The following is a 16392-nucleotide window of genomic DNA, read 5'->3' on the forward strand; positions in this document are numbered from 1 at the left end:
CTACGGCCAAATAGGTGAACAGAATTGCGTTAAAAAAGTCGCGCTAAAGCGCGACCTACGGCTAAATAGGTGAACAGTATTGCGTTAAAAAAGTCGCGCTAAAGCGCGACCTACGGCGGTATTGGAAGTGAAAGAGACTATTCTGAACGTCGGGAAAGTAGTTTTAAATCTTCCTCGATATCATAGAAACCACTTTTCACTTCTCGCACACTTTCTTCTCGTGCCACTGAACTTTGAATCGCTTTATCGACGTTTTGATAGATAAACATCTCCTGATCTTCATCTAAGCCCATCGTCGGAATGCGCTCTTCGAATAGCTCCTGTAGTGAGCGGAATACTTCTTCATTTTCTTGACGATTTTTATCAAGCAGCGACACCATGCTGTTAAACTTACCCTGCACCATTTTTATCGCTTCTTCCAAATCTTCATGTTGCTGTACCAGCTTGCGTTTAGTAGAAATGGCAATCAACTGTTGCTCAGTTACACTGGCAATAAAACAAATATGATCCCGTAACCTTCCGTGTTTATCAGGATCATCTCCCGGCATATTGAGGATCAAAATACTCAAAAACGGGTAGTTAACCAGTATGCGATTGGTAAATTCATGTAATCGCCCTTTGGTGTGTAAGATCTCAAATAATTCAATCACGATAGGCGAACAAATACCCGCAGTTGCGAAGTGATGTTTTTGTCCCTCAAGCCGGACCTCAACATTACAATTAAGTCCCAGTCCCTTTAAACATTGACATAGCGCTTCTGCCAGTCTCGGGATCGTTTCTATGTCACCAATTTGCTCAATGTAGTTAACAATCTGCCCCATTTCACTGCTATTAGCCATGGCGCTAAATGCCGTGGAAGTTGCATCCTCAATTTGCTGAGCCAGAATATCTTTTTCTAATAGCATTTGGTTCAAGTGCGTGAGCTTAGCTTTTAACTCACCTTGGCCAAACGGCTTAACAATATAATCTTCAGCACCAACCGAATAGCCTTCCATCCGCTCTTCAACAGAACCTCTTGCCGACACAAACATAACAATAATATGCTGTGTATTTGGGTTGGCTTTAATCGCCTTACACACCTCATAACCGCTCATCTTTGGCATGCTTACATCAAGCAAAATCACTTGAGGATCGAAGTCTTCAACTACAGCTAGACATTCATGACCACTTTCAACGGTTTTTAATTCAAAGTCTAAGTCTTCTAAAATCTCTTCAATGATTTCTAAATTAAATGGTTCGTCGTCAACAGCTAAGATTCTTCGTAAAGCCATAAATGGATGTCCTTCCTTTGTTGGTTCACAATGGGAAAAGGTACTGCGGGGAAAATACGGTAACTTCAGATCTATGCTTCAACAGCTCCCAACCACATTGTATTTTTACAAGCTCTATTATTATTTATAGACGCTTACTCAACGCCTTTCCAATCACACCAATTACATCGCATTACTTTAAAGGTGCTCTATTAAAGGCAAGCTCACATTAATACACGCACCGCCCTCAGGATTGTTTTCTGCGTATATCTGCCCTTTGTGCAATAAAATAAACTCCTTACAAATAGCAAGGCCTAATCCCGTGCCGCCAGCACCGCTGTCTGTTTTACTACTTTGTACAAACTTGGCAAAAATTTGCTCCAATTCATCATCAGGAATACCAACTCCTTGGTCGGTGATCTTGATATGAATATCTTGATCTTTACAGCTTAGCAGTACTCTCACCTCACTACCTTCAGGACTAAACTTGAGCGCATTACCTAATAAGTTTCTGATCACTTGGTTCATTTGCTCCGGATCGCAAAAGGTCATCACGCCTTGTTCTGGCTTTTCAAAGCGAATTTTTATCTTTTTCTCAAGCGCAGTGCCGGACACATCTTCAATGCCGCTTTGGATCACATTAATCAAATTATGGAAACTTGGATTAAATGGAAAACGTCCCGCATCTAGTTTTGATAAATCAAGCAAGTTATTAAGAAGCACCAATAGGCGCTCACCGCTGGTTTCGATACGAGATAAATATTTTTTGAGTTTATCTGTAGGTACTTCAGGAGCCGTGAGTTTATCTAAACCAAATCGAGCGAAACTTAAAATGGAGTGCATTGGCGTGCGTAATTCATGGGACATATTGGCCAAAAATTCAGATTTTGATAGATTAGCCGCTTCCGCCGCCTCTTTAGCTTTTTGTAACTGTGCTGTTCGAGCTTGCACTTCAAACTCTAGCAACTCTTTGGTTTCTTCTAACACTTCTTGCTGCTCTTTAAGCTTTGAGACATTTTTAAAAATGACGGCAAATGCCATATCTCCATGATGATCAATTTCATTAAACGTTCCCATTAAAGGAATGCTGCGTTCGCCAGCTTTTGGCAAACTCAGTTCACAGTTGAAGTGCTTTAACATACCAACATGCTTCATTAAGTCGCGCAATTGCGATACTGATATTTCATCAAATAGCTCAAAAATCGATAACGGCTGTAATTCTTCTTGTGTAAGTTCAAACAACTCGCAACACGCGTCATTTGCTTCAATGATATGACCTTGACGATTGAACAACATAATCGGATCTGGGGTATGCTTGTAAATCACTCGCAACAGACTATCGCGCTCTATCAATGCGTCTACCGTATCCTGTAAACGCTCAACTAGCTCTTGGTTATGGCGCCTCAATAACTCCGTTTGCCATAGTTTATGTAAGCTTTGTAATAAATCGCTCTCATCAAACGGCTTGATCAGAATGTCTTCAACCCCTTGACGCACGGCTTCTAACATATCCACTTGATTAACCCGAGAAGTCATCAATAAGCAGCGGCAATTGTGATGCACTTGACGAACTTTATTAAATACATCTAAACCGGTATCTTTCTCTAGATTAAAATCACAGATCAAAAGGTCGACCGACTGTCGTTCAACGACTTGCATCGCTTCATTGAGCGTTGTGGCGGTTGTGACAGCTAATTGTGCACCACGCAGGCCGTTTGCCAAGGCTTCAAGACGAGGAGTATGATGGTCGACCAGCAATACTTTAGGCAGTACTAAGGTGTTAGTAGAACCGATTTCCAGTAGGCGCTCAAGCAAGCCAGTAATATCTTTATTGGCAAAGAAGGGATAGATAACAATACCATTTGGTAGGGCACGGTTAATTTCGCTAAACGACTTCAAGTGCTCCGCATTGTCGGGTTTTGGAGCCAATAAAACTAACTTATCATGTTCTCTTAATTGGTATAACGCTTGGAGCTTATTGGCGGGCACACCATGAGCGATAACGATGACATCAAATTTATCGAAATCGAGATTTGCTTCTAGACTCCGGTAATGCACATGCTCTACCTCACCACCGAGTAACTCAAATAATACCTTTACTCGCATCGCTTGCACACTGCTGCTGTCAATAATCAGCACGCGATTCGTCATAACCAGATCCTTTACCGATAATTCTGAGATCCAGTTTAGTAGAAGAATCACAAGACGCTAAAAAATAGCACTATTTTGATATGTTCTACGCGGCGACTACACTTACTTTTTGAAACAATAGTCCAACGGCATATCAAACTAAGCGAGAGACTTACCCAAAATCGTCAAGCTATAGCGATTACCATCCATAACCGCGACATTGGGTAATTCTCCCCACTTTTTATAACCGTGCTTTTCAAACAAGCGGATACTGGGGAGATTATGAGAAAAAATAAAGCCAAGTAACGTTGTTATAAACAGGGTTGGCGCTTGCTGCTCCGCAAAATCCATGAGTTTACTACCTAACCCTTGGCCTTGTGCGGCTTTTGCAAGATAAATACTCACCTCAGCCGTACCATCGTAGGCAGGGCGTCCATAAAAGCTGCTAAAGCTTATCCACGCAACCACCTCATCTGCCTGCTCTACCACATAAATTGGGCGATTTTGCGTATGTCCGGCGAACCAACTTTGCTTTTGTGCTACGCTTACGGGCTCCGTATCCGCCGTGACTTTGCGGCTCGGTATCGTTTCGTTGTAGATGGCTACAATGGCACAAAGGTCATGCTGTTTGGCGAGTCTAATATTCATGAAGGCTGATCAAGGTAACGAATATTTTCGTATCATAAGAGATAACATAAATAAAAGGAAAGCACTGATGATAAAAAGTCTTTCGATTCTGAGCTTAGCGCTTGGTTTCCTAATCTCGAGTAACGCGTATGCAAAGACATCCAGCTGTGATGATTTTACCAATGTTGAGCTGCGAAAACTGCGTTCTGACGACTCACTCAACCTGTGTGAATTTAAAGACAAACCACTCCTCATCGTAAACACAGCCAGTAACTGTGGATTTACTGGTCAGTTTGAAGGCCTAGAGCAACTACATCAAAAATATCAAGATAAAGGCCTTGTTGTACTTGGGTTTCCCTCTGATGACTTTTTCCAAGAAGAAGACGACGAGAAAGAAACTGCAAAAGTCTGTTTTATCAACTACGGCGTAACCTTCAATATGTTTGCTACCTCGGAAGTCAGAGGCTCTGATGCCAACCCCATTTTCCAACATTTGAATGAAGTAACAAGCTCTCCAAACTGGAATTTTTACAAATACTTAGTGTCAGCTGATCGTAAAACAATTAAGCGTTTTAACAGCCGCACTAAACCTATGTCTGACGAGCTCACTAGCGAAATTGAAAAACTCTTGCCTAGATAAGCTGATTTTTTAACGTACCTAGATTAGAATAAAGTATGAATAATAAATAATCATCGGAGAAATTATGGCAATCGCTAGTGCAAGACACATCCTAGTAGATAGTGAAGCGCAATGCATGGAGCTCAAAGAACGCATTGCAGCAGGGGAAGATTTCGCAGAAATCGCAAAGCAGTACTCCAATTGCCCGTCGGGCCAAGATGGTGGTGCGCTAGGTGAGTTCGGACCGGGCATGATGGTGCCTGAATTCGATAAAGTGGTTTTTTCAGCCCCAATCAATCAAGTACAAGGGCCAGTGCAAACGCAATTTGGTTTTCACTTGCTTGAGGTAACCAGTCGTAGCGATTAATTCGCTTGCGAAAATTGAATCACTTCGCCATCATTCCGTAATACCAACTCGCTACATTTTCTGAATGAGCGAAAGATACTTAGTTGAAGGAATGATGGCATGAAACTTATCGGTTCGAACACCAGTCCATACGCCCGTCGAATTAGAATGTGGGCCGCGGCTAAACAGCTCCCAATGAGCTACCAGCATATAGACATATTTTCTGAAGCAGGCCATGACGAACTTATTCGCCATAATCCTGCTCGTAAGATCCCATTTTTAATAGACGATGCACAACTTATTTGTGATTCCAATTTGATTGTTCGCTACCTCCGCGAAAAGCATCAACTTCCATTTCCCAGTTGGGATCAAGAAAACTGGTTGGTCCTTATCAATGCCTGCAATGATTCTTTGGTGGAGCTGTTACTTAGTAAGCGCTCTGGTTTTGACATTGAACAAGATAAACTATTTTTTAATCTACAGCGGGAGCGAATTGGCCATACCCTGCACTATCTCAATGAAGAGTGTGTGACAGAAGAGTTTTTACACTGTGATTATCTCCAAATCAGTTTATACTGCCTTATTGATTGGGTTCTATTTAGAGAGCTCGTCGACCTGAGCGATTACACCAACCTAATGGCATTTCATAGCCGTTGGCAAAGCCAAGCAATCGCCCAGCAAACTGATCCACGAAATTGAGAACACCTATGATGAATGAAGAAGAAATTGGCTCAGAAGTCAGTGAGTTTATTGAGCAAGTAAAAAATACTGAAAGCGTTTGGGCACTTAGCTCTGATGACGGTGGCATGGTTGTGGTTGACTCTAACCAGTTTGACGAGACTGATGTGTTATTGCTGTGGGATAGTGAAGAAAAAGCGCAAGCTCAATGTCGCGACGAGTGGAGTGAGTTCTCGCCGATGAGTATTGATGTTGAAAGTTTTCTTGACGAATGGGTGCTCGACCTAAAAGAAGATGATGCACTCGTTGGTCTAAACTGGAACGATGACAACGTTTGTGTTGAAATCGAGCCCGTTGGTCTTGCTAGACTACTTGTCGATATCGAATAAAAGCACACCGCATCAACATGGCGCTCACCCCTTGTGAGTGCCGCTATTCACCGGGCTTTGATACCAAAGCAACTAAAGTCCCTTCAATGGCTCTTACATAAGCTTGTGTTACTCTGCCCTTTTGGTTTGGTGGGCTTAATGGCTCAGCCCCAGCGGCTACTGCCTTATCATAGCATTCAGGGACATTTTCACAGCTGATGCTAATTTCAAAACCAAGTGCAGGCTGTTTGGGATGGCAACGAATATAGTCTTGCCTAAACTGTGATTGGGCCAATGGATGACTGGCAAAGGCGAGTTTCACTTCTCCGGTGTCTAGCTCACCATAATCCCCTTCATCGGTCATATCAAAAGTGCTCAAACCAAATGCTTGATAGTAAAAATCCAGCACTTCCTCAACACATTCTACATAAATCACCGTTTTGGCAAACACCTAATCCTCACTATCAATAAAACCTAATGTAACTATATATAACTTAAGCACAAATGTTGGGCAAGGTAAAACAAAGTGAGAGAGTTCTGGGTTAACGTTAATTATAGTCAGATGTGGAAACAGGAATCGGTTGGATAGATATGGAACTTATGTTTAGCTCGACGCACTAACCAGATGGCGTCGAGCTAAACTTCACGCAAAGAGCCTTACGGCTTATTGCGGTTTTCTTTTGCAAATGCACGAAGCTTACGCTTTTGCGATAGCGTCATTTTGTTTGAACGGCCAGCGTAAGGGTTATCCCCTTCGCGGAATTCAATCTTAATCGGCGTACCCATTACGTTAAGCGCTTTACGATAGTAGTTCATTAAATAGCGCTTATAGCTATCTGGCAGTTCATGCACCATATTGCCGTGGATAACGATACGCGGCGGGTTATAACCACCTGCGTGTGCATACTTAAGTTTTACCCGACGTCCACGAACCAGTGGAGGCTGGTGATCCGCCTGAGCCATATCCATAATACGGCGTAACATTGCCGTACTTACTCGCTTAGTCGCTGATTCATAAGCTTCGTCAATCGACTCAAACAAGTGACCAACACCTGTACCATGTAATGCGCTGATAAAGTGCAAACGAGCAAAATCCACAAAGCCCAGTCGTCTGTCTAGCTCAGTTTTGATGCGCTCTTTGACATAATCATCAAGGCCATCCCATTTGTTTACCGCAATAACCAACGAGCGACCCGCATTTAGTGCAAAACCAAGTAGACTCAAGTCTTGATCTGAGATCCCCTCTCGCGCGTCTACAACGAGCAATACCACATTGGCATCTTCAATCGCTTGCAGTGTTTTGATAACCGAAAATTTCTCTACGACATCGCTGACTTTCTTACGTTTACGCACGCCGGCAGTGTCGATTAACACGTATTCTTTATCATTGCGCGTCATCGGAATGTAAATTGAGTCGCGCGTTGTGCCCGGCATATCGTAAACGATAACGCGGTCTTCACCTAAAATACGGTTAGTTAGTGTTGACTTACCGACATTTGGACGACCGATAATCGCGAGTTTAACAGGCTTGTCTTCAAAACCCGTTTTACCGTCTTCGACTTCTTCACCTTCAAGGTAAAGCTCGGCGATATCTTCATCGTCATGCTCAAGCTCTTCATCTTGAGCCGTAAGCTCAGCGATAATCGGTTGTAGCGTCAGCTCTAATAATTGAGTAACACCTCGACCGTGCGCGGCGGCGATCTGTTGAACGTCACCGAGCGCTAACTGGTAAAACTCAGCACAGTTGGAGTCAGCATCAATGCCATCCGTTTTATTGGCGACAACAAAGCAGTTTTTCTGTTGTTTACGAAGGTGCTGCGCGATAGCTTGATCAGCAACCGTCATACCTGCGCGCGCATCCACCAAAAATAGCACAATATCCGCTTCTTCAATTGCAAGCAGCGACTGCTCGGCCATTTCAGTTTCAATGCCTTCTTCAGAGCCATCGATACCACCCGTGTCTACCACAATAAACTCGTAGCCTTCATAGTTTGCTTGGCCGTATTTACGGTCGCGAGTCAGACCCGGAAAGTCAGCAACTAACGCGTCACGAGTACGTGTTAAACGATTAAACAGTGTGGACTTACCCACATTAGGTCGCCCAACCAGAGCGATCACAGGAAGCATAGACTACCTCTTTTAAAAACAACAAAAGGCTTCGCAAAAGCGAAGCCCCATAAAATATCTAAAAATTCAGAAAGTTACTGCGGAATTTGAACTGCGCTAAGTTCACCATCACGCGTGTAAACAAATACTTTGCCATCAACCACAATCGGTTCGACAAAAAAGCCTGAACTATCAAACTCGGTACGCGATACCAACTCACCAGAGCTCTTATCCAGCCAGTGTAAGTTACCTTCCTGATCGCCAACCACTACGTAGTTGCCAGCAACCGTAGGAGCGGTTAGATACCAACCGCGCAGAGCAGGTTGTGTCCAACGTTCAATACCAGAGTTTTTGTCTAGTGCGTACAGTACGCCGTCGCTATCAACCAAATAAATTACGTCAAGATCGAGTGTGAGGTCTCGGTAACTACTGTACTCACGATCCCACACTACATTGCCGCTGCGCACATCAATAGCGACTAGTTTACCATTATAGGCGATAGAATACACATATGCGCCGCTTACAACGGGTTTAGTATCAACATCGACCAAACGTTCAAACTCAGAAGCCCCTTTTGCAATTGCAACATCCGAGCTCCAAGCAGTAAAACCGTTTTCAGCGTTCAGTGCGGTTAACTTGCCACTTTCTTCGCCAACCAATACACCACCATTCGCGCTCGTTGGTGAGCTTAAACCACGTAATGTCAGCGCAGGAACTTCTTGCTCATAGTGCCAACGCTCTTCACCTGTATCTGGGTGCAGCGCAACCAGCTTGCCTGAACCTAAGTTAACGTAAAGAAGACCGTCACCTGCAGCTGGCGCAGACAGCGCTTCACCTGGTACTGACTTACGCCAAACGATTTCGCCAGTTTCACGGTCCAGCGCAAAAACCTGTCCGTGCTCAGAACCAACATACAGTTTGCCATAAGCTTGTGTGATCCCACCTGACAGCTTCGCACTGTCACTGTCTTCCCATGGCCAAAAGCTCTTATTCTCACGAACATCAACTCGCCACTTTTCTTCACCTGTTTGTGCGTCAAATGCTGTCACTAAACCTTCACGGGCAGCTGCAAAAACAGTGCTTTGATAGCTTACTGGAGATAAGCGTGAAAAGTAGTGCTCAACCCCGTCACCAATCCCCTCTTGCCATACAACAGCGGCGTCGAATTGATTGTTGATCTCAGGGAGCGTTAACTCTTCTTCATCATCACTTGAAGAGCAACCCGCGGTGAGTGCTGCAACACATAAAGCCAATGAGGCCATCGTTAACTTCTTCATGGCAGCTCCTTAAACCGTTGTCTTTTGTGCAAGATCATCCAGTTTAATTTGCAGCATAGGATTGCTATTGCCTTCCGCTGCTTCTAATGCCGATTGATAAGCGCTTCGTGCTTTATCTTTGTCGCCTTGAGCAAGGTAAATATCACCTTGGATCTCAGCAAGCTGCGCCTTAAACGCTTCAGGCATTGGCTTAGCCAGTGTTGCAAGTGCTTGTTCGTATTGAGACTGAGACGCTTGTACACGTGCAAGTCTTAACAACGCCGTTGCTTTTAGCTCAGCGTTGGCTACATTATCAGCCGCCCAAGTTAGCTTCTCAGCAGCTAGCTTAAGATCGTCTTTGTCGATTGCCTCTTTAGCAGCAACGAAAGCTGCTAACACGGCGTAGTTAGAATCTGCATTTGCAGCAACAAAAGCGTCGCTTTTTGCTAGTACATCGTCACTTTCAACAACCTGAGTGTATGCTTCGGATGCTGCTTCTGCGCTCTCGATCTGGCTTTGGTTATACGCTTTCCAGCCATATAAACCACCTAAACCAAGCACAGCACCGACTACAATCGTTGTGCCATTTTCACGGAAAAATCGTTTTATTGCTTCTGCTTGTTGTTCTTCTGTTGAATAAATTTCCATTCTAACCTCTTAGCTTACCAGCTCTGCTAACAGCGTTTTTACTTCTGCAAGTGGTAAGGTGATTTGTTCTTTCTGTTCACGCAGATACTTCACTGTCACTTTGCCTTCAGCGAGTTCATCTTCGCCTAGCACTAGCGCAATAACAGCATCGCTTTTATCTGCACGTTTAAATTGTTTCTTGAAGTTGCCACCGCCACAATGAACCATCACGCGAAGGCCAGCAATATCATCTCGTAATTGCTGTGCAACCACTGGAGCTTGAATAGCCGCTTTGTCACCCATCGCAACAACGTATACGTCTGCATTACGACGAATATCGCCCACACACTCCAACGTCTGTAGCATCAAGACTAAACGCTCGATACCCATCGCAAAGCCAACAGCTGGTGTTGCTTTACCGCCAAGCTGCTCTACTAAGCCGTCGTAGCGGCCGCCAGCACATACTGTGCCTTGAGAACCTAAGCTTGTCGTCACCCACTCAAATACGGTGCGGTTGTAGTAATCTAGGCCACGTACCAGCTTTTCATTAACTTGGTATTCGACGCCAGCTGCGTCTAAACGTTCACACAAATTAGCAAAATGTTCGCGTGATTCATCATCTAAGTGTTCAGAAAGCTTAGGCGCATCAACAAGTACAGCTTGTACCTCTGGATTTTTGCTATCCAACACACGCAGTGGATTGCTATACATACGGCGCAGACTATCTTCATCAAGCGCTTCTTTGTGTTGCTCCAGATATGCAATCAAAGCATCACGATATTCAGCACGCGCTTCATTTGACCCCAAAGAGTTGAGCTCAAGCGTAACATGGTCTTGAATGCCAAATTGCTGCCATAGACGCGCCGTCAATAAGATCACTTCGGCATCAATATCTGGCGTTGCCATACCAAAGGTTTCAACGCCAAATTGATGGAATTGACGGTAACGGCCTTTTTGCGGTCTTTCATGGCGGAACATCGGTCCCATATACCAAAGGCGCTGTTCTTGGTTGTATAGCAAACCATTTTGATTACCCGCACGGACGCACACTGCTGTGCCTTCCGGACGTAGCGTTAAGCTATCGCCATTACGGTCATCAAAGGTATACATTTCTTTTTCGACGATATCGGTTACTTCACCGATAGAGCGCTTAAATAGATCGGTCGACTCAACGACTGGAAAACGGATCTCTTGATAACCAAATGCCGCTACTGTGTCTCTTAACACCGATTCTACTTTCTGCCAGACCTGCGTGTCACCTGGCAGACAATCATTCATTCCACGGATTGCCTGAAGTTGTTTAGTCACTGAAAACCCTAACTTAAATTTGTCACCAACCGATTTCCTGCTGCTTTAGCCCTTTAACTAAATACGCTAAAACAGTCTCATCGCATTGGTTTTATTTCTTTAATGCCATTTATCGTCGTGCAGTCTAGCACGCCGTGAGAAAGCGCGAAAATTCGCTTATCTTAACGATTACGCTGGTATCAGTCGATGATTTTTACATCGATTTTTTCTTCGCTTTCTTTTTTCTCTACATATTCTCGGATCTGAGACTCTAATTGAGCGACAATATCATCATTATCAATCCGTGTCTTTTGGCGCTCACCATTGATATAAAGGCCTGAACGGCGATTTGCGCCAGCAAGACCTAAGTCACTGACGAGTGCTTCGCCAGGGCCATTTACCACGCAACCAATCACAGAAACCGAAATTGGTGTGACGATATCTTCTAATCGCTCCTCAAGCTGATTCATAGTATTCACTACATCAAATTCTTGACGGGAACAACTTGGGCAAGCAATAAAATTAATGCCGCGCGAACGAATTCGCAGCGACTTTAGAATATCAAAACCCACTTTGATTTCTTGCACCGGATCAGCCGCCAGTGAAACACGTAATGTATCACCAATCCCTTCAGCAAGTAGCATACCTAGACCAACTGCCGATTTAACCGAACCGGCTCTAAAACCACCAGCTTCGGTGATCCCAAGGTGCAGAGGTTGGTCAATCTCTTTTGCCAGTAACCGATAAGCGCCAACGGCTAAGAACACGTCGGAAGCTTTTACCGAGACTTTAAACTGATCAAAATTATGGCGCTGGAGAATTTCGACATGTCGCATCGCAGACTCAAGCAAGGCTTCAGGTGTTGGTTCACCATACTTTTCTTGCAAATCGCGCTCTAGTGAACCGCCATTCACGCCAATACGAATTGGAATGTTGTGCTCACCCGCCGCATCAATCACTGCACGAATACGGTCTTCACTGCCAATATTACCTGGGTTTATCCGTAAGCAGTCGGCACCATACTTAGCCACTTGTAATGCAATACGGTAATCGAAGTGAATATCTGTGACGAGTGGAATATCCACTTGCTCTTTAATGCTTTTAAATGCTTCAGCTGCATCCATTGTCGGCACAGAAACACGGACAATATCCGCCCCGGCGTCTTGGATAGCTCTAATTTGTGCCACCGTCGCATCAACATCTAAAGTATTGGTGTTTGTCATAGACTGTACTGCTATCGGTGCGCCATCACCAATAGGCACATTACCGACATAGATCCTTGTTGATTTTCTACGCTTTATAGGTGGTTCTGAAAACATGCTGACTACTCTGTTAACGGTAAATTGAATTTAGCTAGACGGTTTTTAGTAAACGCAGGCAATGGCACTGGTTTGCCGTCAAGCGTGACCTCCACGGCCTGATGCTTGCCGAGTATAACAGAAAAAGGGGCCTTACCTTCAACTGTCATGGTATATCCCGCTTTTTTAACACCAAACGCAACACGCTCTTGTGTTGCATCAAACATTTCAACCCAGCTTTCTTCGTTGAAATGCATGACTACTGTGCTCAGTGCGGGGTCTCGTTTTACCGCTTGCGGTTTCGCTTCAACAGGCACTGAAACCTCAGCCTCTCTCGCCTGTGGCTCGCTTTGCGGGGCTATCTCATTAACTTGCTCGGCAGGTAATGCCACCTCATCCATCGCAGGTGTTGTGACATTTTCAGCTGGCGTCTCAAGCTGAGTGACCGGCGTTTCGGGCACCACTTCTTGCTCTGAACTATTGGTCTGCCAAAACCAAAATGCCGATGACCCCAATACGATAGCCAGTACGATGTAGCTCACCATCATTAGGCGGTTATCATGGGCTTCTTTGTGAGTGCGGCGAGAAAAGCTTTGCATCCGCTTTTTCTGTGGCGGCAACTCTGGAGATTGATATTTAGCCAGCACTTCTGCAGGGTTTAACCCCAATAGCGCAGCGTAATTTTTGATATAGCCACGCACAAAAGTTTCAGGCCCTAGGTCTTGATAGTCATCCTGCTCGAGCTTGGTAAGTTGGGCATGAGTCATCTTTAAACGCGATTCAATTTCAGCAAAGCTGATCCCGGCATTTTGTCTTGCCGTTGCTAAAGTTTGCCCGAGTGAAGGCTGCTCTTGTTCAGGTGCTTCCTGCTCTTTCATTGTTTGGTTCATAAAACGTAATTTGTTGGGTCTACAATTAATAATCCGTGGCCTGCTTGCAGCGCCACGTCAGGAGTGAGTTTATTCCATCGCATAATTTCATCGATCAACACACCATATCGATCGGCAATACTGAGCAAAGTATCTCCCGCCGCAATTTCATGCACGACATTGGGATTGTTAAGATACACCTTTTGACCTGCGTATAACCTTGCAGATTCCCGCACTTGATTGTATTCCATCAATTCAACCATTTTAATGTCGTATTTGACTGAAATACTAAATAGGTTTTCACCTGCAATAACAGTATGAAAAGGCACCTGAGGCAGCGTAACGTCACGATTTAATAACGGTACATTTGAACTGCTTGATGACGTAGTCGCTAACACTTGAGGCTCACGTGAGCGAGGACTAAATGTGACTTCCGATGGATCCGGTTGATAAAACTCAACCCGAGCTTCAGAGTCCTGACTAACATTCACTAAAGACGTGCTTTTTGCCACTTCAGGTTTTGCCGAAGGCGCGAAATTATTGGTCTCAGCGGGTGAATCAACGATGAATGATTGGGTTGAATTAGATTGCGTTTTCTTACGCTTAATTTTAATTTTTGGGTTCGCAACAATATGACTGGGCGACGCCTCGGCAAGCTTATTTAACTGTGCTTCTCGATAGCGATTGCGCAACCGTTCAAATTCACTTGCAGCAATGTTATCAGTTAAGATAAGCCCTGCTTGGGCAGATTTGGGGTAACTTTGCACCAAGGTCGTGGCGATGTCTTGCGCCTTCTGTAGGTGGCCCATTTGCACATGTACTAAGTGTCCAAGCATTAAGCTTCTTGGTGAAATAAAGCCACGCTTGGCAACATTATCAAGCACATCTTCAGCTCTTAAGAAATCACTGCGAGCATAATATAGGCCCGCGAGCGCAAGCTGCGACGACATCTGCTGCGCGTTATGCTTAATCGCGCTTTGCAGATATTCCTCGGCCAGAGAATACTCATTTTGTTTCAGCGCACACAACGCCAAGTTTTCATAGCTTGCCGATACCCGCAAATAACTTGGTATCTCTATCGCTTTGAAAAAATATTGGCTCGCCTTGTCATACTGACCAACTCGACAAAGAAAAGTACCGTAGTTGTTTAGCGTGTCAGGGTTATCTGGCTCAATATCCAAAGCCACCTGATAGGCGTTATCAGCGCGTTGCTGCTCACCTACCTGCTCATAGTAATACGCCAATGTATAATGGGCTTCGGCCAGTTTCGGCGCTAACTGTAATGCTCGCTCTAAATTAAATTTGGCTGAAGTGGTGTTACCAGAGTTGAGATATTGAAGTGCCAGTGCAATGCGAGTTCTTGCGGCATTGGTGTTATTGACTTGTTGTTCGGCCACAGGACGCCCGTCGGAGCGATAACTACTCTCCGTCACACAACCTGACAAAACTAAACTCGCACCTGCGAGAATGGATGCAGCCAATCCTGTTTTGCGATAATTTCGCGATTGCATCACTCACCTTTGAATGCCACTGGGTTTTATATCTGCACTATATTACCCAAAAGGCTACGAGATTCATCTATTTTTTGTAAGATAACCAGAACTTATCTGAGGCTCAGATGAAATGAGCTGACCCAAACCAGCTCATTATTTGTTATTGTGCACTCACATTGACAGCAATGGCGTTGTCATCACGTTGCTTTTTCTTGGCTAGACGCTTGGTTCTATCCACAACATCACCAACCAACTGACCGCACGCAGCATCAATATCATCGCCACGAGTACGACGCACAATACAGGTCAGCCCAGCCGCTTGTAACACTTTCGAGAATCTATCGATACGGCTATTACTAGAGCGGCCATATTCATTACCCGGGAACGGGTTAAATGGGATCAAGTTAATTTTTGACGGCGTGCCTTTGAGAACTTGCACCAACTCATGGGCATGATCTGTACTGTCATTCACATCTTGTAGCATCACGTACTCAATAGTGACGTCTTTATTTGCTTTTGAGCCATCAATATAACGACGGCATGCAGCTAAGAACTCTTCAATCGGATACTTTTTGTTGATTGGTACAAGCACATCACGTAGTGGATTGTTTGGCGCATGCAGTGAAATCGCCAGTGCCACATCAATTTTTTCTTTCAAGATATCAAGTGCAGGTACCACGCCTGATGTACTTAGCGTGACGCGGCGCTTGGATAAACCAAATGCCCAATCGTCCATCATCAGCTCCATCGCTGGTACAACGTTATTTAGGTTTAACAGAGGCTCACCCATACCCATCATCACGATGTTAGTAATTGGACGTTTAGTGCTATCGCCTTTATGTAGACCAATGTCAGTTGCCACGCGCCAAACCTGGCCTATGATCTCAGACACTTTTAAGTTACGGTTAAAGCCCTGCTGCGCCGTTGAGCAAAAAGTACATTCTAGCGCACAACCAACTTGGGAAGACACACACAATGTTGCTCGATCTTTTTCTGGGATCCACACGGTTTCAACTTCTTGGCCGCCTTCGAGTAACAGTGCATATTTGATGGTGCCATCTGAAGCCTCTTGCTTTACTGAAATTTCAGGTGCTTTAATCTCACACTCAGCCTGCAAACGTGCACGAAGCTTTTTATTTAAGTTACTCATCTCATCGAAGTTATCGATACCAAAATGATAAATCCATTTCATCACCTGATCCGCGCGAAACGGCTTTTCGCCATATGATGCAAATAACTCGCGCATCCCCTCGCGATTTAAATCAAGTAAGTTAATTTTTTTCTCAATAGTGGTCATGAACAACCTCGGTTAAAGACGGTAAGAACAGCTAAATTGCCAACAACACATTGTACAAAAAAGCAGCAATCATCACAAATAATGTAACGTGTTTTGTGAAGTAGTGTGATTACTTTACAAAGCACGCTTATTCCGCAACTT

The 16392-nt window shown here is 44.4% G+C and carries 16 protein-coding genes; 4 read left to right on the top strand and 12 right to left on the bottom strand.

Features of this window, described 5'->3' with window-relative positions; all coding sequences use genetic code 11:
• Positions 1-137: 137 nt before the first annotated feature.
• The 3 genes from DRB05_RS21145 to DRB05_RS21155 form a co-directional block, all read right to left on the bottom strand.
• Positions 138-1271, bottom strand: coding sequence for a response regulator (locus DRB05_RS21145; RefSeq protein ID WP_128728672.1), 1134 nt, complete (start codon positions 1269-1271; stop codon positions 138-140).
• 177 nt (positions 1272-1448) lie between these two features.
• Positions 1449-3401: an ATP-binding protein gene (locus DRB05_RS21150; protein WP_128728673.1), complete on the bottom strand. Its 1953-nt coding sequence runs from the start codon at positions 3399-3401 to the stop codon at positions 1449-1451.
• 138 nt (positions 3402-3539) lie between these two features.
• Positions 3540-4028, bottom strand: a complete 489-nt coding sequence (locus tag DRB05_RS21155; protein WP_128728674.1) for a GNAT family N-acetyltransferase — start codon at positions 4026-4028, stop codon at positions 3540-3542.
• Between the two features lie 67 nt (positions 4029-4095).
• Here DRB05_RS21155 and DRB05_RS21160 point away from each other — a divergent pair, with 67 nt between their 5' ends.
• The 4 genes from DRB05_RS21160 (at position 4096) to DRB05_RS21175 (ending at position 6039) form a co-directional block, all read left to right on the top strand.
• Complete coding sequence (locus DRB05_RS21160) at positions 4096-4647, top strand: glutathione peroxidase (RefSeq protein ID WP_026000907.1); 552 nt, start codon at positions 4096-4098, stop codon at positions 4645-4647.
• A gap of 64 nt (positions 4648-4711) precedes the next feature.
• Positions 4712-4993, top strand: coding sequence for a peptidylprolyl isomerase (locus tag DRB05_RS21165; RefSeq protein ID WP_010377362.1), 282 nt, complete (start codon positions 4712-4714; stop codon positions 4991-4993).
• A 99-nt stretch (positions 4994-5092) separates the two neighbouring features.
• On the top strand, positions 5093-5671 hold the full coding sequence (locus DRB05_RS21170; RefSeq protein WP_128728675.1) for a glutathione S-transferase family protein: 579 nt from the start codon (positions 5093-5095) through the stop codon (positions 5669-5671).
• Between the two features lie 11 nt (positions 5672-5682).
• Positions 5683-6039 carry a DUF2750 domain-containing protein gene (locus DRB05_RS21175; RefSeq protein ID WP_010605663.1) on the top strand — a complete coding sequence of 119 codons (357 nt, stop codon included), beginning with the start codon at positions 5683-5685 and terminating at the stop codon, positions 6037-6039.
• A gap of 43 nt (positions 6040-6082) precedes the next feature.
• Here the strand turns inward: DRB05_RS21175 and DRB05_RS21180 are convergent, their stop codons facing one another.
• The 9 genes from DRB05_RS21180 to DRB05_RS21220 form a co-directional block, all read right to left on the bottom strand.
• Positions 6083-6469, bottom strand: coding sequence for a VOC family protein (locus DRB05_RS21180; RefSeq protein WP_128728676.1), 387 nt, complete (start codon positions 6467-6469; stop codon positions 6083-6085).
• A 206-nt stretch (positions 6470-6675) separates the two neighbouring features.
• Positions 6676-8145 (bottom strand): ribosome biogenesis GTPase Der, encoded by a 1470-nt coding sequence (gene der / locus DRB05_RS21185; RefSeq protein ID WP_128728677.1) that lies wholly within the window; start codon positions 8143-8145, stop codon positions 6676-6678.
• Between the two features lie 74 nt (positions 8146-8219).
• Positions 8220-9401 (bottom strand): outer membrane protein assembly factor BamB, encoded by a 1182-nt coding sequence (bamB, locus tag DRB05_RS21190; RefSeq protein ID WP_128728678.1) that lies wholly within the window; start codon positions 9399-9401, stop codon positions 8220-8222.
• A 9-nt stretch (positions 9402-9410) separates the two neighbouring features.
• Positions 9411-10028, bottom strand: coding sequence for a tetratricopeptide repeat protein (locus DRB05_RS21195; protein ID WP_095728661.1), 618 nt, complete (start codon positions 10026-10028; stop codon positions 9411-9413).
• A gap of 9 nt (positions 10029-10037) precedes the next feature.
• Complete coding sequence (gene hisS, locus DRB05_RS21200; RefSeq protein ID WP_128728679.1) at positions 10038-11315, bottom strand: histidine--tRNA ligase; 1278 nt, start codon at positions 11313-11315, stop codon at positions 10038-10040.
• A 179-nt stretch (positions 11316-11494) separates the two neighbouring features.
• On the bottom strand, positions 11495-12613 hold the full coding sequence (ispG, locus tag DRB05_RS21205; RefSeq protein WP_010377346.1) for a flavodoxin-dependent (E)-4-hydroxy-3-methylbut-2-enyl-diphosphate synthase: 1119 nt from the start codon (positions 12611-12613) through the stop codon (positions 11495-11497).
• A gap of 5 nt (positions 12614-12618) precedes the next feature.
• Positions 12619-13482 carry a RodZ domain-containing protein gene (locus DRB05_RS21210; protein ID WP_128728680.1) on the bottom strand — a complete coding sequence of 288 codons (864 nt, stop codon included), beginning with the start codon at positions 13480-13482 and terminating at the stop codon, positions 12619-12621.
• Entirely contained in the window at positions 13479-14972 is a 1494-nt protein-coding gene (gene pilW, locus DRB05_RS21215) for a type IV pilus biogenesis/stability protein PilW (RefSeq protein WP_128728681.1), read from the bottom strand. Before pilW ends, DRB05_RS21210 begins: the two co-directional genes overlap by 4 nt.
• A 142-nt stretch (positions 14973-15114) precedes the next feature.
• Positions 15115-16251, bottom strand: a complete 1137-nt coding sequence (locus tag DRB05_RS21220; protein WP_128728682.1) for a bifunctional tRNA (adenosine(37)-C2)-methyltransferase TrmG/ribosomal RNA large subunit methyltransferase RlmN — start codon at positions 16249-16251, stop codon at positions 15115-15117.
• Positions 16252-16392: the final 141 nt, after the last annotated feature.

It is taken from the genome of Pseudoalteromonas sp. A757, assembly GCF_004103285.1.
In the GTDB taxonomy this organism is placed as follows: domain Bacteria; phylum Pseudomonadota; class Gammaproteobacteria; order Enterobacterales; family Alteromonadaceae; genus Pseudoalteromonas; species Pseudoalteromonas galatheae.

Bases quoted from the DNA above. Each gene is read 5' to 3' on its own strand.
- DRB05_RS21145 (WP_128728672.1), bottom strand. From the start codon at position 1,271: ATGGCTTTACGAAGAATCTTAGCTGTTGACGACGAACCATTTAATTTA.
- DRB05_RS21150 (WP_128728673.1), bottom strand. From the start codon at position 3,401: ATGACGAATCGCGTGCTGATTATTGACAGCAGCAGTGTGCAAGCGATG.
- DRB05_RS21155 (WP_128728674.1), bottom strand. From the start codon at position 4,028: ATGAATATTAGACTCGCCAAACAGCATGACCTTTGTGCCATTGTAGCC.
- DRB05_RS21160 (WP_026000907.1), top strand. From the start codon at position 4,096: ATGATAAAAAGTCTTTCGATTCTGAGCTTAGCGCTTGGTTTCCTAATC.
- DRB05_RS21165 (WP_010377362.1), top strand. From the start codon at position 4,712: ATGGCAATCGCTAGTGCAAGACACATCCTAGTAGATAGTGAAGCGCAA.
- DRB05_RS21170 (WP_128728675.1), top strand. From the start codon at position 5,093: ATGAAACTTATCGGTTCGAACACCAGTCCATACGCCCGTCGAATTAGA.
- DRB05_RS21175 (WP_010605663.1), top strand. From the start codon at position 5,683: ATGAATGAAGAAGAAATTGGCTCAGAAGTCAGTGAGTTTATTGAGCAA.
- der (WP_128728677.1), bottom strand. From the start codon at position 8,145: ATGCTTCCTGTGATCGCTCTGGTTGGGCGACCTAATGTGGGTAAGTCC.
- bamB (WP_128728678.1), bottom strand. From the start codon at position 9,401: ATGAAGAAGTTAACGATGGCCTCATTGGCTTTATGTGTTGCAGCACTC.
- DRB05_RS21195 (WP_095728661.1), bottom strand. From the start codon at position 10,028: ATGGAAATTTATTCAACAGAAGAACAACAAGCAGAAGCAATAAAACGA.
- ispG (WP_010377346.1), bottom strand. From the start codon at position 12,613: ATGTTTTCAGAACCACCTATAAAGCGTAGAAAATCAACAAGGATCTAT.
- DRB05_RS21210 (WP_128728680.1), bottom strand. From the start codon at position 13,482: ATGAACCAAACAATGAAAGAGCAGGAAGCACCTGAACAAGAGCAGCCT.
- pilW (WP_128728681.1), bottom strand. From the start codon at position 14,972: ATGCAATCGCGAAATTATCGCAAAACAGGATTGGCTGCATCCATTCTC.
- DRB05_RS21220 (WP_128728682.1), bottom strand. From the start codon at position 16,251: ATGACCACTATTGAGAAAAAAATTAACTTACTTGATTTAAATCGCGAG.